The 19,659-nt window shown below is 74.0% G+C and carries 15 protein-coding genes and 1 riboswitch; of the genes, 11 read left to right on the top strand and 4 right to left on the bottom strand.

Features of this window, described 5'->3' with window-relative positions; all coding sequences use genetic code 11:
- Window positions 1–83 precede the first annotated feature (83 nt).
- From D1825_RS17640 to D1825_RS17590, 11 genes are all read left to right on the top strand, one after another.
- Complete coding sequence (locus D1825_RS17640) at window positions 84–4,361, top strand: FtsK/SpoIIIE domain-containing protein (protein ID WP_118768723.1); 4,278 nt, start codon at window positions 84–86, stop codon at window positions 4,359–4,361.
- A gap of 90 nt (window positions 4,362–4,451) precedes the next feature.
- Entirely contained in the window at window positions 4,452–4,748 is a 297-nt protein-coding gene (locus D1825_RS17635) for a WXG100 family type VII secretion target (protein WP_118768722.1), read from the top strand.
- Window positions 4,749–4,773: 25 nt separating this feature from the next.
- Window positions 4,774–5,064 (top strand): hypothetical protein, encoded by a 291-nt coding sequence (locus D1825_RS17630; RefSeq protein WP_118768721.1) that lies wholly within the window; start codon window positions 4,774–4,776, stop codon window positions 5,062–5,064.
- Entirely contained in the window at window positions 5,061–6,530 is a 1,470-nt protein-coding gene (locus tag D1825_RS17625) for a hypothetical protein (RefSeq protein ID WP_118768720.1), read from the top strand. Before D1825_RS17630 ends, D1825_RS17625 begins: the two co-directional genes overlap by 4 nt.
- The gene (locus D1825_RS17620) at window positions 6,527–7,165 is read left to right on the top strand and encodes a hypothetical protein (protein WP_118768719.1); all 639 of its coding nucleotides are present in this window, start codon (window positions 6,527–6,529) and stop codon (window positions 7,163–7,165) included. The genes D1825_RS17625 and D1825_RS17620 overlap by 4 nt, the downstream gene beginning before the upstream one ends.
- 150 nt (window positions 7,166–7,315) lie before the next feature.
- Window positions 7,316–7,774, top strand: coding sequence for a hypothetical protein (locus D1825_RS17615; protein WP_118768718.1), 459 nt, complete (start codon window positions 7,316–7,318; stop codon window positions 7,772–7,774).
- 82 nt (window positions 7,775–7,856) lie between these two features.
- A riboswitch (glycine riboswitch) is annotated at window positions 7,857–7,950 on the top strand.
- 210 nt (window positions 7,951–8,160) lie between these two features.
- A complete protein-coding gene (gcvP, locus tag D1825_RS17610) occupies window positions 8,161–11,115 on the top strand; it encodes an aminomethyl-transferring glycine dehydrogenase (protein WP_233549978.1) in 2,955 nt (984 codons plus the stop codon).
- Window positions 11,116–11,126: 11 nt separating this feature from the next.
- Window positions 11,127–12,248 carry a glycine cleavage system aminomethyltransferase GcvT gene (gcvT, locus tag D1825_RS17605; protein ID WP_118768716.1) on the top strand — a complete coding sequence of 374 codons (1,122 nt, stop codon included), beginning with the start codon at window positions 11,127–11,129 and terminating at the stop codon, window positions 12,246–12,248.
- A 46-nt stretch (window positions 12,249–12,294) separates the two neighbouring features.
- Complete coding sequence (gene gcvH / locus D1825_RS17600; RefSeq protein WP_118768715.1) at window positions 12,295–12,669, top strand: glycine cleavage system protein GcvH; 375 nt, start codon at window positions 12,295–12,297, stop codon at window positions 12,667–12,669.
- A 267-nt stretch (window positions 12,670–12,936) separates the two neighbouring features.
- A complete protein-coding gene (locus D1825_RS17595; RefSeq protein WP_118768714.1) occupies window positions 12,937–13,173 on the top strand; it encodes a LuxR C-terminal-related transcriptional regulator in 237 nt (78 codons plus the stop codon).
- Window positions 13,174–13,216: 43 nt separating this feature from the next.
- On the top strand, window positions 13,217–13,636 hold the full coding sequence (locus D1825_RS17590) for a (deoxy)nucleoside triphosphate pyrophosphohydrolase (protein ID WP_118768713.1): 420 nt from the start codon (window positions 13,217–13,219) through the stop codon (window positions 13,634–13,636).
- A gap of 4 nt (window positions 13,637–13,640) precedes the next feature.
- On the opposite strand, the gene D1825_RS17585 is transcribed toward D1825_RS17590, so the two are convergent.
- The 4 genes from D1825_RS17585 to D1825_RS17570 all read right to left on the bottom strand — a co-directional run bounded on the left by D1825_RS17585 (window position 13,641) and on the right by D1825_RS17570 (window position 19,659).
- Complete coding sequence (locus D1825_RS17585; protein WP_199721635.1) at window positions 13,641–14,768, bottom strand: MalY/PatB family protein; 1,128 nt, start codon at window positions 14,766–14,768, stop codon at window positions 13,641–13,643.
- Window positions 14,769–14,857: 89 nt separating this feature from the next.
- Window positions 14,858–16,213, bottom strand: a complete 1,356-nt coding sequence (locus D1825_RS17580) for an MFS transporter (RefSeq protein ID WP_118768712.1) — start codon at window positions 16,211–16,213, stop codon at window positions 14,858–14,860.
- A gap of 82 nt (window positions 16,214–16,295) precedes the next feature.
- Complete coding sequence (gene metE / locus D1825_RS17575) at window positions 16,296–18,614, bottom strand: 5-methyltetrahydropteroyltriglutamate--homocysteine S-methyltransferase (RefSeq protein WP_118768711.1); 2,319 nt, start codon at window positions 18,612–18,614, stop codon at window positions 16,296–16,298.
- Window positions 18,615–18,618: 4 nt separating this feature from the next.
- Entirely contained in the window at window positions 18,619–19,659 is a 1,041-nt protein-coding gene (locus D1825_RS17570; RefSeq protein ID WP_118768781.1) for a methylenetetrahydrofolate reductase, read from the bottom strand.

Here is a 19,659-nt window from a genome sequence, read left to right as displayed (position 1 = left end):
GTCCACAGCCCGCCGGCCTGGGGACAACCGCCGACGGGCCGACGCGAACGCGGCTAGCGTCCCGCCGATCGGAAGGAGGTCGGATGCGGACGAGGCTCACGGTCCTGCGCGGCGGCGAGGCGTGCGACGTCGTCGTCACGACGGACGCCGACGCGACCGTGGGCGACGTCGCGGACACGCTCGCGCGGTCGATGGCAGAGCCGCCGGGGTCGACCTTGCGCGTCGTGCACGCCGGGGAGTCCGACGGGTGGGCGCTGCCTCGTGGCGCGGTCGCGGCCGAGGTGGCACTGCGCGCCGGCTCGGTCGTCATGCTCGTCGACCCGGAGCAGGACGATGCCGTCGCCGGCGCGCGGCTGCAGGTGCTGACCGGGCCGGCAGCGGGGCTCGACGTCGTGGTGCCGCGCGGCCTGGCGTCGCTCGGGCGCGGCGAGGGCAGCGACGTCATGATCGACGACCCGATGGTCTCGCGCAGCCACGCACGCGTCCTCGTCGGTGCGCACGTCGAGATCGTCGACGCGGGCTCGTCGAACGGGATCGTCGTCGGCGGTGGACGGGTGGACCGCGTCGTCGTCGGGCCCTCGGACTACGTGCTCCTGGGCGACTCGGTGCTCCGCGTGACGCCGCTGGCGCCCGACGACCGGGACAGCAGCGCCGTGGTGGCGTTCAACCGGTCCCCGCGACTCGTCCAGGGCTTCGAGGCGCGCACGGTCGAGGCACCGACGCCGCCCGAGCCGCCGACTCCCGCCAAGCTGCCGCTGCTCGTGCTCGTCGCGCCGCTGCTCCTCGGTGTCGCGCTCTTCGCGGTCATGCGCAGCACGCTCACGCTCGTGTTCCTCGCACTGAGCCCCGTGATCATGGTCGCGACGTTCGTCGACCGACGACGCAGCGACCGGCGGCGCCAGCGCGAGCAGGCTGCGCAGTTCGCGGAGGAGGTCGCCGCCCTCGACCGAGAGCTCGCCGCCGACGAGGAACGGGCCGCGCGGCTCGCGGAGATGCCGTCCACCGCCGAGGTCGTGTCCGGCGCGCAGACCCGCAGCCCGGTCCTGTGGTGCCGCCGGCCCGAGCACGCGGCGTTCCTGACCGTGCGCCTCGGCATCGGCAGCGCGTCGTCGCGCACGACGGTCCGCCTCCCCGCGCGCGGCCGGGCCACGGCCGAGCTCTGGTCGATGCTCACCGACGTCCGCGACCGGCACGCCGCGGTCGCCGGCGTGCCGCTCGTGGCCGACCTGCGCGCCGTGGGAGCCCTGGGGGTCGCGGGACCCGCGTCGGACGACGTCGCGCGCGCGCTCGTCCTGCAGGTCGCGGGACTGCACTCGCCGGCGGAGCTCGTGATCGCGGCGGTGGCATCGCCGTCCAGCCAGGTGTCCTGGGAGTGGCTGGCGTGGCTCCCGCACGTCGAGTCCCCGCACAGCCCGCTCGCCGGCGCACACCTCGCCGCCCACCCGGCGGCCGCATCCGTGCTGGTCACGGGCGTGGAGGAGCTGGTCGCGGCGCGCGCGGCGGCGGGCGGGGTGCTGCCTGCGGTCCTGCTCGTCGTCGAGGACGACGCCCTCGCCGACCCTGGGCGCCTGGTGAGGCTCGCCGAGACCGGTCCGGCCGTCGGGGTCCACGTGCTGTGGCGCGCCGACGTCGTCGACCGGCTGCCCGCCGCATGTCGCGCCTTCGTCGCCGGTCCGGGCGACGGCTCGTGGCACGTCGGGACCGTCGGGGACGGGTCTCGGGTCGAGGTCGAGGTCGAACGGGTCGGGACCGGCGAGGCCACCGACTTCGCGCGCGGGCTCGCGGGCGTGGTCGACTCGGGCGCCCCGGTGATCGACGAGACCGACCTCCCGCGCAGCGTCGGCTTCGTGGCGCTGGCCGGCGCGGCCGTCGCCGAGAGCCCGTCGGCGGTGCTCGAGGTGTGGCGCGAGACCGGGTCGGTCCTCGATCGGCACGGGCCACCAGTTCGTCGGCGGCGCGACGCCGCGCTGCGAGCGCTCGTCGGGCTCGGGACCGGTGGCCAGTTCGTCCTCGACCTGCGTGCCCACGGGCCGCACGCGCTCGTGGGCGGGACGACGGGCGCGGGCAAGAGCGAGTTCCTGCAGGCCTGGGTGCTCGGGCTGGCGACCGCGCACAGCCCCGACCGTGTGACGTTCTTGTTCATCGACTACAAGGGCGGCGCCGCGTTCGCCGACTGCGTGGACCTGCCGCACTGCGTCGGCCTCGTCACGGACCTGTCACCGCCCCTGGTCCGCCGCGCGCTCGCGTCGCTGCGCGCCGAGCTGCGCCGCCGCGAGCACCTGTTCAACCGCAAGGGCGTCAAGGACCTGCTCGAGCTCGAGCGCAGCGGCGACCCCGAGACGCCGCCGGCGCTGGTCATCGTGGTCGACGAGTTCGCCGCGCTGGTCGCGGAGGTGCCGGAGTTCGTCGACGGCGTCGTCGACGTGGCCCAGCGCGGGCGGTCGCTCGGCCTGCACCTGATCCTCGCGACCCAGCGGCCCGCCGGCGTCATCAAGGACAACCTGCGGGCAAACACGAACCTGCGCGTCGCGTTGCGGATGGCCGATGAGCACGACTCGACCGACGTGCTCGGCTCCGCGCTCGCGGCGGGCTTCGACCCCGGGCTCCCCGGACGGGCGGCGGTGCGTACGGGTCCCGGTCGCGTGTCGATGTTCCAGTCGGCGTACCCGTCCGCACGCTCGGGCGGTGGTCCCCGGCGGCCGACGGTGGGCATCGAGTCGCTCGCGTTCGGCCCGGCCGTCCCCTGGGACGTCGCGCCCGTCGCGGGCGACGAGCCCGACGACGACGCCCCCACGGACATCGCGCGGGTGGTGGCGACCGTCCGCGCGGCCGCGCTCGACCTCCCGCCTCCGCGCCGACCGTGGCTGCCCGAGCTGCCGGCCGTGGTCGGCCTCGAGGCCGCGCGCGACGGGATGGTGCTGGGCCTCGCCGACCGTCCCGCGCAGCAGGAGCAGCTCGTCGTGTCCTGGCGGCCCGACGAGGACGGCTGCCTCGCCGTGCTCGGCACGGGCGGGTCCGGGAAGTCGACCCTGCTGCGGACCGTCGCCGCATCGGCGACCGGGGAGGAGACCCACGTCTACGGCCTCGACCACGGGTCCGGCGGTCTCACGATGCTGGACGTCCTGCCGCATGTCGGTGCGGTGATCGACGGCGCCGACACCGAGCGCACGGTCCGCCTGCTCCGGCGCCTCCGCGACCAGCTCGACGAGCGAGCCACCCGGTTCGCCGCGGCCCGCGCGGGGACGCTCACCGAGTACCGAGCGCTGGCGGATCGGCCCGACGAGCCACGCGTGGTGCTCCTGGTGGACGGACTGGCCGCCTTGCGCGAGGCCCACGAGGCGGATGCCGGGCGGACGGGCGCGTGGGCCGCGTTCCAGCGCATCGTCGTCGAGGGTCGGCCGCTCGGCATCCACGTGGCGATGTCTGTCGAGCGCCCGGGGGCGCTGCCGACCTCGTTGTCGGGCAGCGTGCCGCGCCGGCTCGTGCTCCGGCAGGCCGACGACTCCGCGTACGGCGTGCTCGGGATCCCCAAGGACGTGCTGGGCCCCGCGTCCCCACCGGGCCGCGGGGTGTTCTCCGGCGAGGTCGACGAGGTCCAGGTGGCCGTCCCCGGCGGGGACGCCAGCCCCGCGGAGCAGGCCCGCGCGCTCGCGGACCTCGCCGCCCGGGTGCGGCCGGCCCACCCGCCGGAGGCCGTGCGTCGACTTCCGACGTTCGTCGCGCAGGCGGACCTGCCGGAGGCGGTCGACGGCCTGCCGGTGCTGGGCCTCGCCGACGACACCCTCGAACCGCTCGGCTTCACGCCTCGCGGAACGTTCGTGCTCGCAGGCCTGCCCGGGAGCGGCAGGACGACGGCCCTCGGGGCGATGGCCGAGGCGCTGCGCCGCTGGTCACCGGCCATGCCGCGGTACTACGTGGGCCACCGTCGCTCGCCCGTCCACGCGGCGGCCGGTTGGACCGAGGTGGCGCTCGACGCCGACGATGCCGCGTCGCTCGCCCGCGCGATCCTGCCCTCCCTCACGTACCCCGACCGGCCGGCCGTCGTGGTCGTCGAGGGGCTGAGCGACTTCCTCGGCGGCCCGGCAGAGCAGGCACTCACGGACGTGGTCCGCGCTGCCCGACGAGGCGACCACCTGGTCGTCGCCGAGGCCGAGACCAGCGCGTGGGGATCGTCGTGGCCGCTCGTCGCCGAGGTGCGCGCCGGCCGCCGCGGCCTCGTCCTGCAGCCCGACCACCTGGACGGCGACGCCCTGTTCCGCACGCCCTTCCCGCGCATGGGCCGCGCCGAGTTCCCGCCGGGACGCGGCGTCTACGTCGAGGCCGGACGCCTGCGGCGGGTGCAGGTGGCCATCGCCGAGTAGGCCTGTGGAAAACCCGGACGAACCGGACGCGAACTTTCCTACGGTGCAGCCAGGCGGAGACCTCCGCCGCACGGACCACCAGGAGGAACCATGGCCAACCTCAACGTCTCCTACTCCGAGATGCGCGACGCGGCGACGCGGCTCAGCACGGGTCAGGACGACATCACGACCAAGCTCAACGAGCTCAAGGGCTTCATCGAGGGGCTGATCTCCTCCGGATTCGTCACCGACCAGGCGTCGGTGACGTTCGGCGAGTCGTACCGGAAGTTCACGCACGGAGCGACCGAGCTGATGGGCGGCCTGTCGAGCCTCGGCGACTACCTGCGTAAGGCGTCGGACGCCCTCGAGGACACCGACAAGCAGCTCGCGTCCGCGCTGCGCGGCTGACCCACGGGCGACGAGGGGGCGACGCATGGGTGACCGGCTGACCGTCGACACCGACGGCCTGCGCGAGGCGGGTTCCGCGCTGCGGGCCGTCGCGGCCGAGTTCGACGCGGCGGACGCGAACAGCGACGCGGTCGCGGAGCACGTCGGGCACGACGAGCTGGCCGCCGCGGTCCGCGACTTCGCGCACGGCTGGGACGACCGGCGCGCGGAGATGGTCCAGGACGTCGCCTCCCTGGCGCAGTCGTGCGACGGGGTCGGCGGCGCGTTCGAGGACCTCGACCTGCAGTTCGCCGCAGTGCTCCGGGGGGACGCGTGAGCGAGTCGTGGTTCCCCCTCGCGGCCGCCGATCCCGTCCCCGGCGACCCACGTGCCGTGCGCCGGGCGTCCGAGCGGTACGAGGACGTCGCGCTCGCCATCGCGACCGCGGCCGCCCGTCTGCGCGAGATCGCCGCCCAGCGCCACGACGCCTCGGAGGCGGTCGCGGGGATCGCGACCAAGGCCGGTGACGTCGCCGACCAGATCGGCCGCGCTCGTGGGCGGTACGCGGCGGTCGGGCGAGCACTGGGTGCCTACGCCGTCCGCCTGGACGCGGCGCAGGGTGCAGCCCACGCGGCACTGCGGGCCGGGCGGGGCGCCGACGACGAACGCCAGGACGCCGAGGCCCGGGTCGTCGCGGCTCGGGCTGCCCTCGAGTCGGCGACGCCCGACGACCTGCCCGCCCGGACCCGGGAGCTCGAGCGGGCGCGTGCCGACCAGGACGTGGCCGACCGCGCGCTGGACGCGGCGCGGGCCGACCTCGAGCGCGCGGTGCAGGCTCGCGACGCGGCCGCCGAGACCGCGGCGGTCGCGATCCGCGACTCCCTGCACGACGGGCTCGACGACGGGTGGTGGCAGGACTGGGGCAAGGCCGTCCTGACGACGATCGCCGCGGTCGCGGACGTGGTCGCCAACGTGTGCGGATGGCTCGCGTTGCTCTTCTGCTGGGTGCCGGGCCTCGGCGAGGTGCTGGTCCTGGCAGCCCTCCTCGCGGCAGCGGTGAAGCTGGCTGCTGACATCGTCCTCGCGGCATCGGATGACGACGTGACCTGGGGGGACGTCGGCTGGGACGCGGTGGGTCTGATCCCTGGCGGTCTCGGCAAGGGCGCCGGAGCGATGGCTCGCACCACGACCAAGGTCGCGGCGGGTACCGCTCGTCACGAGGCAGGCGTCATCGCCGCGAAGGCGCCTCACCTCCGTCCGGCCGGGGTGCCGAGAGTCGGCAGCTCGCAGGACGTGATGCGTGCGCTGCTGGGGGATGCCCCGGTGATGTCGAGGACCGCCGCGCGAGAGGCGATGACGGCCGCGAGCGGCCGGAAGGCGTTCCGCGACATGTTCGATCCGCGCATCGAGTTCCGTGCGGTCCGTGAAGGCACCGAGCGGTTCAGGACCAAGCCGTTGCGCGAGTGGTGGGCAGACAGCCGCGGGGCGACATTCGCGGTGCGGATGCTGGGCGATCCGGAGCTCGCGAAGGACCTCGACAGCGTGAAGCGGATATCGCCGGTCCTTGTCGCAGCCTCGCCCGACACCGCTGCGGCCGTCAGCAGCTCGCTGCGCTGGCGCCGCGCCGCGGCGGGCGCCTACGGGCTGACCGCTGCCGATGCCCTGCTCGGACCGCAGGACGTCGCGGATGCGGCGACGACCGACGAGAAGTTCGCGACCGGCACCCAGCACGCCTTCGGTGGCCTGCACAGTGACCCCGCCGGTGACGCGCGTCGTGAGCTCCGGCTGGGGGCCCGCGGATGACCGAGTCCGCGGCGACACCCCTCGCGATCTACCTCCCGGACGAGTGGTGGATCGTCGACGTGCGTTCCAAGCGCGCCCGCGAGCGCTCGATCGCCGCGCTGGTCGCCCGGCAGGTCGGCCGCGGGGACGACCGGGCTGCCCTACGAGCCGAGGTCAGGGCGGCGCTCGGGAGGCAGGCGCGCGACGCAGCCCGGGCGGGCGCGTTCCTGCTGGCCATCTCGCTCATGCAGGTCGGCGACGTGCGGCTCCCGGCCGCGCTCGCGATCTACCGGGTGCCCCGCTCGGGCGGGGGCGAGCTGGAGGCGCTCGAGCGGGCGTTCGCGGGCGAGCCGTCGACCGACCTCGAGCTGGTGGTCGCCGACCGCGGGTCCCTGCTCCGCCGGACGTGGGTCGACCGGTCCGCGCCCGACCCTCCGATGCCCGACGCCCGGGCGCTCCGCGCCGACTACTGGATGGACCTGACGGGAGCTGACGAGATCGTCCTGCTCACGTTCAGCACCCCGCTCGTCGACGCGGCCGAGGCCTTCCTCGACCTCTTCGACACCATCGTCGACTCGGTCGACGTCCAGAGCGACACCCACAGCGACACCCCCAGCGACACCCACAGCGACACCGTTGCAGAGGAGCACGCATGAAGAAGGAACGACCGCCGTGGCTCGTCCCGTTCGCGACCGCCGGCGGCCTGGATCGCCGGGTGCATCTTCGGGCTGGTCGGAAGACCGCGAGAGGAGCTGCTGCCGATCCTCCGGACCGACCTCGCGTACACCGGCGGCGGAGTTCTCCTCGTGGCCGCGATCCTCCTGCTCCTCGTCGGCGCGAACCGCGGCCGGGTGCGCCGCGTGGCGGTCAGGCGTCGCGGCTGGGACGTCGCGGCCGTCTGGGCCGATGAGTCCCTCGGCGAGAACCTCGCGGCGCTCGGCATCGACCGGATCCTCCCGCGAGCACCGGCCGCACTGGTGATGGCCTGGTCGCGCCGGGGGGTCGAGCTCTGGGACGGCGGCCGGGACGCGTCCCGGCTGGTCCGCGTCGACTGGCGTGACGTCCGGTCGATCGACGAGACCCCGGCGTCCTGCGGCACGCTTGCGATGCACGGGGTCGCGATCTCGCTGGTGAGCGGGGCGCAGGTCGTCGTCTGCCCGAGCCGGCGCCCGACAGGTGGCGCGGGCGGCGCGAGCGCGGTCCAGGTGCGGGTGCTCGCCGAGCACCTGCGGGGGTTCCTCGGCACGTCTCCCCTGCGTCGATGACCCCGCGACGCCACCCCGTGGACCGCACGCGACGGCGGGCGCCGGCGCCCGGTACCCTGGCCGCACAACTGAACACGCTGCTCGAACCGCGGCGGGAGAGATCCCGCGCGTGTGGCGGGACGCCGAAGGAGAAACCTCCCCGGGAAACTCTCAGGCCCCTGTACCGCCGCGGCGAGGCAACTCTGGAAAGCGGCCCGGCAACGGGCCCACCGACGGTGCAAGCCGGCGCGCCCCGAAGCCCCGAGAGGGCGTGGCGGACCGGCAAAACTCTCAGGTCGTGTGCCCGCACACGGATGACAGAGCGGGGAGCCCACCGTCCGCCCCGACGTCAGTCGGGCGAGCCCCCAGCGGAGCAGCACGTGACGAATCCCCAGTTCATCCCGGCGATCAAGGCCGAGTCGGTCCCCACCACCGCCGTCGAGCACACGCCCGCAGCCGTCGACTTCGCGGACCGCCACATCGGCCCGCGCGGGACCGAGACCGCCCGCATGCTCGCGACGGTCGGTTACGAGAGCCTCGACGCGCTCATCGACGCGGCCGTGCCCGAGTCGATCCGCAGCGGCCGCCCGCTGGACCTGCCCGCCGCGCGCAGCGAGGTCGAGGTGCTGGCCGCGCTGCGCACCATCGCGAGCAAGAACCAGGTCCTCACCTCGATGATCGGTCAGGGCTACTCCGACACGATCACGCCCGCGGTGATCCGCCGCAACGTGCTCGAGTCGCCCGCCTGGTACACGGCCTACACGCCCTACCAGCCGGAGATCAGCCAGGGCCGCCTCGAGGCGCTGCTCAACTTCCAGACGATGGTCACCGACCTCACCGGCCTGGACATCGCCAACGCCTCGCTTCTCGACGAGGCCACCGCGGTCGCCGAGGCCGTCGCCCTCATGTGGCGCGGCCAGCGCAACAAGGCCGGCACCGTGGTCCTCGACGACCAGCTGTTCGGGCAGTCGCTCGCCGTCACGCTCGGTCGCGCCGAGGCCATCGGCCTGCCGGTCGTCGTCGCGGACCTGAGCCAGGGGCTGCCCGACGTCGAGGGCGACCTCATCGGCATCGTCGTCCAGCAGGTCGCCGCATCCGGCGAGGTGCGCGACCTCGCACCCGTGATCGCGGCCGCGAAGGCCAGGGGCGCGCTCGTCACCGTCGCCGCCGACCTGCTCGCGCTCACGCTCCTGACCAGCCCGGGCACGCTCGGCGCGGACGTCTCGGTCGGGTCCGCCCAGCGCTTCGGCGTCCCGCTGTTCGGCGGCGGCCCGCACGCCGCGTTCATGGCGGTCCGCACCGGCCTCGAGCGCATGCTCCCGGGTCGCCTGGTCGGCGTCAGCATCGATGCCGACGGCGCCGCCGCCTACCGCCTCGCGCTGCAGACCCGCGAGCAGCACATCCGCCGCGAGAAGGCGACGAGCAACATCTGCACCGCGCAGGCGCTGCTCGCGATCGTCGCGTCGATGTACGCGGTCTACCACGGCCCCGACGGCCTGCGGGCGATCGGCGAGCGCGTGCACGGCCACGCCAGCACCCTGGCCGCGCGGCTGCGCAGCGTCGGCGTGGCGGTCGAGCACGAGGCCTTCTTCGACACCATCCGCGCGGAGGTGCCCGGTCAGGCGCGAGCGGTCGTCGAGGCCGCGAACCGACGCGGCATCAACCTCTGGGCGCCTGACGGGAACCACGTCCAGGCCAGCCTCGACGAGGCGACGACCGACGACCACGTGCTCGAGGCGTTCCTCGCGTTCGTGGATGCCGGGGTCACCGACGTCCCGTCCGGCGACGGCCCGTCGGACTACACCAGCACGGATGGGGGCTTCACGGTCCACAACGGGGCCTTCGCGTACTCGCCCATCGCGGCGGGGAGCGAGCTCCCGGCGTGGGCCCGCCGCACCGACGCGTACCTCACCCACCCGGTCTTCCACCTGCACCGCTCCGAGACCGCGATGCTGCGCTACCTGCGCAAGCTCTCGGACAAGGACCTGGCGCTCGACCGCACGATGATCCCGCTCGGCTCGTGCACCATGAAGCTCAATGCCACGGTCGAGATGGAGCCCATCTCCTGGCCCGAGTTCGCGAGCATCCACCCGTACGCCCCGGCCGACCAGACCCAGGGCTACGCCGAGCTCGTCACCCAGCTGCAGGACTGGCTCGCCGAGATCACGGGCTACGCCGCGGTCAGCGTCCAGCCGAACGGCGGCTCGCAGGGCGAGTTCGCGGGTCTCCTGGCGATCAAGGCGTTCCACGAGGCCAACGGCGAGGCGCGCGACATCTGCCTCATCCCGGCGAGCGCGCACGGCACCAACGCGGCATCGGCCGCGCTCGCGGGCATGCGCGTCGTCGTGGTCGCCACGGCCGACGACGGCGAGATCCAGCTCGACGACCTGCGCGCCAAGCTCGAGCAGCACGGCCCGGCCGTCGCGGCGATCATGATCACCTACCCCTCCACGCACGGCGTCTACGAGGAGCACGTCCGCGAGGTGTGCGACCTGGTCCACGCCGCGGGCGGGCAGGTGTACATCGACGGCGCCAACCTCAACGCGCTCGTCGGCCTGGCGCGGCCGGGCGAGTTCGGCGGCGACGTCAGCCACCTCAACCTGCACAAGACGTTCTGCATCCCGCACGGCGGCGGCGGCCCGGGCGTCGGCCCGGTCGCGGTCGCGGCGCACCTCGCGCCCTACCTGCCGGGCGACCCGACGCCGGGCGCGACCAACGCGGTCGCCCCGGTCAGCGCGGCCCCGTGGGGATCGGCCGGCATCCTGCCGATCTCGTGGGCGTACGTCGCGCTCATGGGTCCGGACGGCCTGCGGACCGCGACCGAGACCGCGGTCCTGGGCGCGAACTACCTGGCCACGCGCCTGCACGAGCACTTCCCCGTGCTCTACACCGGCCCCGCGGGCCTCGTCGCGCACGAGTGCATCCTCGACATCCGCGAGATCACCCGCACCACGGGCGTCACGGCCGAGGACGTCGCCAAGCGGCTCATGGACTACGGCTTCCACGCCCCGACGCTCAGCTTCCCGGTCGCGGGCACGCTCATGATCGAGCCGACCGAGTCCGAGGACCTGGGCGAGCTGGACCGCTTCGTCGACGCGCTGGTCGCGATCCGCCAGGAGATCGACCAGGTCGCCGACGGCACCTGGCCCGTCGAGGACTCCCCGCTGCGCGGCGCCCCGCACACGGCCGCGTCGGTATCGTCGGACGTCTGGGAGCACGCGTACGGACGGCAGACCGCTGCGTTCCCCGTCGCGTCGTTGCGTGCGGGCAAGTACTGGCCGCCCGTGCGCCGCATCGACGGAGCCCGCGGCGACCGCAACCTCGTCTGCTCCTGCCCGCCGGTCGAGGCGTACGCCGAATGAAGGAGAGCCAGATGACCGACGTCCTGTCCCCCCTGCACGACGAGCACGTCGCGCTGGGCGCCGCCCTGACGAGCTTCGCCGGCTGGCAGATGCCGCTGCGCTACTCCTCGGACATCGCCGAGCACCAGGCCGTGCGCACCGCCGCCGGCCTGTTCGACCTGTCCCACATGGGCGAGCTCGAGATCAGCGGGCCCGACGCCGGGCGCGCGCTCGACGGCGCGCTCGTCGGGAACCTCTCCGCGCTCGCGCCGGGCCGCGCCCGCTACACGATGATCTGCGCCGAGGACGGAGGCGTGATCGACGACCTCGTCGTCTACCGCCTCACCGAGGACCGCTACCTCGTCGTCGCGAACGCCTCGAACGTCGAGGTGGTGCGCGAGGCCCTCGTCGAGCGGCTCAGCGGCGTCGCCGTGCTGACGGACAGCTCGCTGGCCACCGCGCTCGTCGCGGTGCAGGGCCCGCTCGCCGAGCAGATCGTCACGAGCCTGACCCCCCAGGCCGAGGCGGTGAGCGCCCTCAAGTACTACGCCGCGGTCGACGCGACCGTCGCGGGCATCGACGCGCTCGTGGCCCGGACCGGCTACACAGGTGAGGACGGCTTCGAGCTGTTCGTGCCCGCCGAGCAGGCGCCCGCGCTGTGGTCCGCGCTGCTCGAGGCCGGCACGCCGCTGGGCCTCGTCCCCGCCGGGCTCTCGGCGCGCGACAGCCTGCGCCTCGAGGCCGGGATGCCCCTGTACGGCAACGAGCTCGACCGCACGACGACCCCGCACGACGCCGGGCTGGGCCGCGTGGTCAAGCTCGACAAGGTGGACGACGAGGGCAACCCCGTGCCGTTCGTCGGCCGCGACGCCCTGGCCGCGCGCGGCGAGGCGCAGCCCACGCGCCAGCTCGTCGGGCTGCAGGGTCTGGGCCGACGAGCCGCGCGGCACGGCTACCCCGTGACGACGCCGGACGGCACCGTCGTCGGCGAGGTCACCTCGGGCGCCCCGTCGCCCACGCTCGGCCACCCGGTCGCGATGGCCTACGTGTCCCCCGAGCACGCCGCGGAGGGCACCGAGCTGCTCGTCGACGTGCGCGGTCGCGGAGAACAGGTGCGCGTGGTGCCTCTTCCCTTCTACCGTCGTCCTCGGTAGTCCGAGTCAGTCCCCTGCCCAGCCTGAACGCCGAGAGAGAAGCCTCATGACCGTCGAGCTGCCCGCCCACCTGCACTACACCGTCGAGCACGAGTGGCTCGACGACGCGTCGCCCGCGACGATCGGCATCACCTCGGTGGCCGCCGACGCGCTCGGCGACATCGTCTACCTCGAGCTGCCGGCCGTCGGCGAGTCCCTCACGGCGGGCTCCGTGATCGGCGAGATCGAGTCGACCAAGTCGGTCTCCGAGCTCTTCTCCCCCGTGAGCGGCACCGTGGCCGAGGTCAACCAGGCCGCGATCGACGACCCGTCGCTGGTCAACTCCGACCCGTTCGGCGCCGGCTGGCTCCTCAAGGTCGACGTCGCCGAGACCGGCCCGGTCCTCACGGCGGAGGCCTACGCGGCTCAGTCCGCGGGCTGAGACCTCGCACGGGGGATTACGGCATACGGGGGAATCGTCACGGCCCGATAGAGTGAATGGTCGCTAGATCCAGGGCTCGGTGTATCTACCTCGAGGGACTCGGTTCATTGTTGACGGCAGAACACACGCCGCGGTGGGGGCAACGAGGCACGACGAGACAGGTTTCGAAAGTGGCGTCATAACCACCTTCTCACCCGCTCTCATCCGGTACTCAGCCCCACCGTGGGCCCGGCGCAGGCCGGGAACACGTCAGAACCGGAGGACATCATGACCATCCTGGACACGAGCGAGCAGCCGACGTCGGCCGCCACCGTCTCCCTGACGCGCCGCGAGCGCGTCGTCCTGGCCGAGCTCGGCGAGGACGTCACCCTCGAGGAGATCGCCACCCGCCTGTTCGTCACGCGCAACACCGTGAAGTCCCAGGTCCGGAGCGTCTACCGCAAGATCGGTGTCTCGACCCGCTCCGAGGCCGTGGCCTGGGCGATCGAGCACGGCATCCGCTGACCCCCCTCTCGCGCCAGGCTCGCACCCTGGCAGACTCGCGCGCATGACTGAACCGGTGCTCGTCGTCGCGGCCGCCATCGTGGACGACCTCGACGATCCCCGAGCACTGCTCGCTGCTCGCCGTGCCGTCCCCGCGTCGCTCGCGGGACGGTGGGAGTTCCCGGGCGGCAAGGTCGAGGTCGACGAGGACCCGGTCGACGCGCTGCACCGCGAGCTTCGTGAGGAGCTCGGGGTCCGCGTCCGCCTGGGCGCGGAGGTCGTCGGGCCCGACGAGGGCGCCTGGCGGCTCACCGAGAAGTACGTGATGCGGCTCTGGTACGCGGAGCTGGCCGGCGGCGTCCCCGCTCCACTGGTGGAGCACGACGAGGTCCGGTGGTTGGCCGCCGGGCACTGGCTGACCGTGCCGTGGCTGGACGCGGACGTGCGGATCGTCGAGGCGATCGACGCAGTCGCGAGCGTCTGAGCCGTCACCCGTGCAGCACGCCGGACATGCGGCGCACCGCCTCGGTGATCGTGGCGGTCGACGCTGCGAAGTTGAGCCGCACGAAGCCCGCTCCCTCCGGTCCGAACGTCGTGCCGGGGTTGACGGCGAGCCGGGCCTCACGCAGCAGCGTCCCGGCCGGGTCGTCTCCGAGCTGCCGCAGGTCGATCCACGCGAAGTAGGTGCCGGAGCCGGGCTCCCAGCGCGCCGACGTTACCTGCTCCGCCAGCAGCCTCTGCAGCAGTGAACGGTTCGTCCGCAGGTCCTCGAGCAGTGTGTCGAGCCACGCTCCGCACTCGCGGTACGCCGCGGCGTGTGCGAGCGTCGCGAGGTGCATGACGCCGTCGGCCACCACGTCGGACATGCGGGCCAGCCGGTCGACGGCTGCCGTCCCCGGCACCGCCACGGCGGCGCGCAGCGCGGCCAGGTTGAAGGCCTTCGACGCCGAGTGCAGGGCGATCGCCTCGGGGATGACCGTCGCGGCGGGGACGAAGGTGCCGTCGAGCACGAGGGGCGCGTGCACCTCGTCGGCGACGACCGCGACGCCAGCGGCCCGCGCGAGCTCGCCGACGGCGCGCAGCTCGTCCACGGTGTGCACGGTGCCGGTCGGGTTGTGCGGGTGGCACAGCAGGTAGGCCGCGCGTCGGCCGCCGGCCGTGGCGGTCGCGAACGCCTCCTCGAGCGCGGCGAGGTCGAGCCGCGCGCCTCGCAGCGGGACCGGCACGACGCGGCGGTCGGCATGCTCGAGGAACTGCGTGAAGGGCGGGTAGACCGGCGGGTTGATGACGACCGCGTCGCCCGGATCGGTGCACAGACGGATCACCTCGACGATGCCCGTCATCACGTCGGGCACGGTGCGCGCGGCCGCTACGTCGACGGTCCATCCGAACCGCTCGAGCGCGAAGGGCGCGAACGCCTCGGCGTAGGCGGTCGGGGTGTCGTACCCGGTGTCGCCGGCGACCATCGCGTCGGTGACGGCGCGGATCACGGGCTCCGCCTGCGGGACGTCCATCTCGGCGACCCAGCAGGGCAGGACGTCGGGCGCGTAGTGGCTCCACTTGATGCTGGTGCGCTGCCGCAGCTCGGCGAGGGGGACGGTGTCGAAGATCGTCACCGGTCCGACGCTAGCGCGACCGTTCCCGCCCCACCTGGCGTGCGCGTCACGTGGAGTGCCGTCCGAGGGATCTCAGGCGGGGTCTCCCGTCACGAGAGGGGCGAGATGCGTCGGCGTGCGACCGTGACGACGGCGGCGATCGCGACGACCGACACCGCCAGGTAGGCGACGAGGACGGCGCGCGCGGGCGGGTGGTCCGCGGCCGCGAGCGAGTACGCACCCCCGCCCAGCAGGGTCGCCCACGCGGTCCCGGCGACCTCGGCGAACGCGATCTGCGGCCCCACGACCGTCGTGCGCTCGGGGGCGCTCACGTCGAACGGCGCGGCGCTGAGCAGGGGGTACGCAAGGCCCATGCCGATGCCCGCCGCGATCGAGAACCCGACGACGAGGGCGAGCGAGCGCGCGGCGTGCGGTCCGGCGAGCGCCACGACCACCCCCGCGACGCCGGCGAGCACGAGGAGGACACCCACGAGCGCTCGGTCGGGTCGGGCTGCCGGTCGGGGACGCAGCCCGGCGATCGACCACCCGAGCAGACCGCCGGTCAGCGAGGCCGAGGCCCACCACAGCGACTGGTCGAGCCCCTCGACGACGGCGAGCGCGAGCAGCTCGTACATGCCGAAGAACGCGGCGCAGGTCACCCCGAACGCGAGCAGCGCCCGCACCGGTGCGCGGTCGTGGGCCGAGCCGCGCACGACGAAGGCGACGAAGCCACCCGCAGCGACGACGAGCCCCACGACGAGCGCGGTCGCACCGACGGGCCCGCCGTGGCCGGACCCCCAGGCGCCGACCGCGAGGCCCGCCGCGACCAGCAGCCCGGTCCCGAGCTGGGTCGACTGCCCGCCGCGCGTCCACGGCACCGCCTTGACGTAGCGGCCCATCAGCAACCGGGCGCCGACGACCAGGATCGCCGGCCACGCGACGGCCCACCGCCATCCGACGGCCTCGGTCACCACCGCGTTCAGGGCCGGGCCGACGATCGAGGGCAGGATCCAGACGAACGCGAAGATCCCGAAGACGCGCGGCCGCTCCCGCTCGTCGTACAGCGCGCCGATCGCCGACGTGCCGAACCCGCCGAGCAGCCCGGCGGCGATGCCGCGCACGGCCGTGCCCGCGAGCACCCACGCCATCGTCGGGGCGGCGACGGCGAGCCCGACGCCGACGACGTAGAGCAGCACGCCGGCGAGCAGGACCCGGGAGGGCCGCACGCGCCCGAGCACGGCACCCGTGACGGACAGCATGAGGACCGCGGCGATGTTGCCCGCCGCGAGGGTCGCGCCGAACAGCGCGGAGCCGTCGAGGTCGGCGGCGACGACGGGCAGGACGGTCGAGTAGGCGATGCCCTGCATCGCCGCGCCGAGCTCGGCGAGCATGATCGTCGCGAGGAACCGCCCGCGGGTGCCGGCGAACAGCTCGAGCACGCCGCCGCCAGCCCGAGCCCCTGCCATGGCGCCGAGGCTAGCGGTGGTGGCCGAGACGCACGAAGGCCCCGGCCGCACGTGGCAGCCGGGGCCTTCGGGGTGGGACGCGTCAGAGCGTGGCGCGGACCGTGCGGGTCGCCGCCAGGATGCGCTCGAGCGAGGGGGTGACCTCCTCGTAGCGGCGGGTCTTCAGGCCGCAGTCCGGGTTGACCCAGAGCTGGTCGACCGCGATGGCCTTGACCGCGTCGGCAAGCAGCTCGGTGACCTCGGCCTCCGAGGGGACGCGCGGCGAGTGGATGTCGTAGACGCCCGGGCCGACGGCGCGCGGGTAGCCCGCCGCGGCGATGTCGCCGAGGATCTCCATCTTCGAGCGCGCGGCCTCGATGGACGTCACGTCGGCGTCGAGGCCGTCGATCGCGCCCATGATCTGGCCGAACTCCGAGTAGCACAGGTGCGTGTGGATCTGGGTGTCCTCGCGCACGCCCGCCGTCGAGAGGCGGAACGAGCGGACCGACCAGTCCAGGTACGCCGCGTGGTCCTCGGCGCGCAGAGGCAGCAGCTCGCGCAGCGCGGGCTCGTCGACCTGGATGATCGCGATGCCCGCGGCCTCGAGGTCGTTGATCTCGTCGCGCAGCGCCAGGCCGACCTGGTTGGCCGTGTCGCCGAGCGGCTGGTCGTCGCGCACGAACGACCAGGCCAGGATCGTGACCGGGCCCGTCAGCATGCCCTTCATGTGCTTGCTGGTCAGCGACTGCGCGTACTGCGCCCACGCCACCGTGATGGGCGCCGGGCGGGAGACGTCGCCCCACAGGATCGAGGGGCGCGTGCAGCGCGAGCCGTACGACTGGACCCAGCCGTTCTCGGTCACGGAGAACCCGTCGAGGTTCTCGGCGAAGTACTGCACCATGTCGTTGCGCTCGGGCTCGCCGTGCACGAGCACGTCCAGACCGATCTGCTCCTGGAGCTCGACGACGCGGGCGATCTCCGCCTTCATCTCGTCCTCGTACTGCCCGGCGGTCAGCTCGCCCTTGACGAAGGCCGCGCGGGCCTTGCGGATCTCGGGCGTCTGGGGGAACGAACCGATGGTCGTCGTCGGCAGCGGGGGCAGGTCGAGGCGCTCGGCCTGGGCCTTCTTGCGCGTCTCGAAGTCGCCGCGGTTGAACGCGTCCTCGGTCAGCGCGGCCACGCGGTCGCGGACCTCGGGGCGCACCACGCCGGGGGCGGTCTTGCGCGAGTTCACGGCGTCCGTGGCCTCGAGGAGCTGCTCGTGGATCGCCTCGCGGCCCTCGGTCAGGCCCTCGGCGAGCACGACGACCTCGCGCACCTTCTGGTCCGCGAACGCGAGCCAGCTCTTGAGCGTCGCGTCGAGGTTGGGCTCGTCCTCGGTGGTGTGCGGGACGTGGAACAGGCTCGTCGACGTGCCGACCGTGACCGCCGCCGCGCCCAGGTTCTCGAGGCGCTCGAGGATCGCGAGCTTGGCGTCGAGGTCGGCGCGCCAGATGTTGTGGCCGTCGATCACACCGGCGACGAGCGTCTTCGTCTCGAGGCCGGGGACGGCCTCGGTCGGGAGGTCGCCGCGGACCAGGTCGATGCCGATGGCCTCGACGTCGGTGGCTGCGAGGACCGGCAGGGCCGCACCCAGGTCGCCGTAGGGAGCCGCGACGAAGATCGCCGGGCGGCTCTCCGCGCCGGTCAGCACACCGTAGGCCTCGACGACGGCCGCGAGCAGGCGCTCGGCGGGGACCTCGATCGAGTCGGAGACGAGCGCGGGCTCCTCGAGCTGCACCCAGGTGGCGCCGGCGGCGGCCAACTCCGAGAGCAGCTGGACGTAGACCGGGAGGATGTCCTGCAGGCGGTCGATCGGCGCGAAGTCCTCGGGCGAGCCCTCGGTGGCCTTGGCCAGGGCCAGGTAGGTGACCGGGCCGACGATGACGGGGCGCGTGACGACCCCCTCGGCGAGAGCCTCCGCGAACTCGCGGACGGGGCGGTCGCTCGAGTAGCTGAACACCGTCTCGGGGCCGATCTCCGGCACGAGGTAGTGGTAGTTCGTGTCGAACCACTTGGTCATCTCGAGCGGCAGGTCGTCGCCGCGGCCGCGGGCCACGGTCGAGTAGCCGGCCAGGTCCAGGCCGCCGTCGGTGACGAGGTCGGCGAAGCGGGCCGGCACGGCGCCGACGACGGCGGTCGCGTCGAGCACGTGGTCGTAGAAGGAGAACGCGCTCGGGATCGCCGGGACGTCGGTGGGCAGGCCCAGCTCGGCGAGGCGCGTGCGGGTGCGGCGGCGCAGGTCGGCGGCGGTGGCCTCGACCTCGTCGGCCGACGTCTTGCCTGCCCAGAACGCCTCGATGGCCTTCTTGAGCTCGCGACGCGGCCCGATGCGCGGGTAGCCGAGGACGGAGCCGGCCGGGAACTGGGGGACGTTGCTCATGAGATCAGCCTTCGGGGGTAGTCGGTGCTGCAGGTGCGGGGTCGGTGGCTGCGGCGGCGCGGGACGAGGTGCCTGCCCCGCCGTGCAGCTGCGCGCCCTCGAGGAGGTCGAGGGCGGCGTGGTGCTTGTTGAACGTGTAGACGTGGACGCCCGGAGCGCCTCCGTCGAGCACGCCGTTGATCAGGTCGATCCCGGCGCGGATGCCGCGGCGGTGCTGGTCGGCCTCGCCGTCGGCGTTGCCCAGCAGGTCGAGGAGCGTCCGCGGGACCGGGACGCCGGTCAGCTCCTGCACGCGCAGCAGCCGGGCCGGGTCGGTCGTCGGGATGATGCCCGGGATGATCGGGATCACGACGCCGGCCTCGCGGGCCTCGGCGACCAGCCCGAGGTAGGCGTCGGCGTCGAAGAACACCTGCGTGATCGCGAAGTCGGCGCCGGCCTCCTGCTTGGCCAGGAGCGAGGCGACGTCCTGCGCGCGCGTGCCGCCGGTCGCCGCGTTGCCGCGCGGGAACGCCGCGACCGAGATCGACAGCGGGCGCACGCGGGCACGCACGGCCTGCGACGGGCTCGCGATGCAGCGCTGCGACTCGATCTCCCGCAGCAGCTCCACGAGCTCCCCGGCGGTGTTGAGCCCGTCCGGGTGCGGCTGCCAGTCCGGCTGGTCGGCGGGCGGGTCGCCGCGCAGCGCCAGGAACGAGCGCACGCCCTCGTCGAGGAACTCCTCGACGATCGCGGTCACCTCGGCGCGGCTGGTCCCGACGCAGGTCAGGTGGGCGATCGGGTTGAGCGTCGTCTCGCGCAGCAGCTGCGTGACGAGCGTGCGGCTCGTCTCCCGCGTCTTGCCCGAGGCGCCGTACGTCACCGAGACGAAGTCGGGGCGCACGTCCTCGATGGCGCGGATGGTCTCCCACAGCCGAGGCGCGGCGTGCGGGTTGCGGGGCGGGAACAGCTCGAACGAGACGGTCGGCCGGTCCACCGACGCCAGCGGGCGCAGGGCGGGCGCGGCGTGTGCCGCCGGGGTACGCGGTTCCACGGTCGCGGCGCTCAC

This window comes from Cellulomonas rhizosphaerae, assembly GCF_003470205.1.
In the GTDB taxonomy this organism is placed as follows: domain Bacteria; phylum Actinomycetota; class Actinomycetes; order Actinomycetales; family Cellulomonadaceae; genus Cellulomonas; species Cellulomonas rhizosphaerae.
Note: the sequence above shows the minus strand (reverse complement) of the source record. Positions and strands in the feature narration are given on the sequence as shown.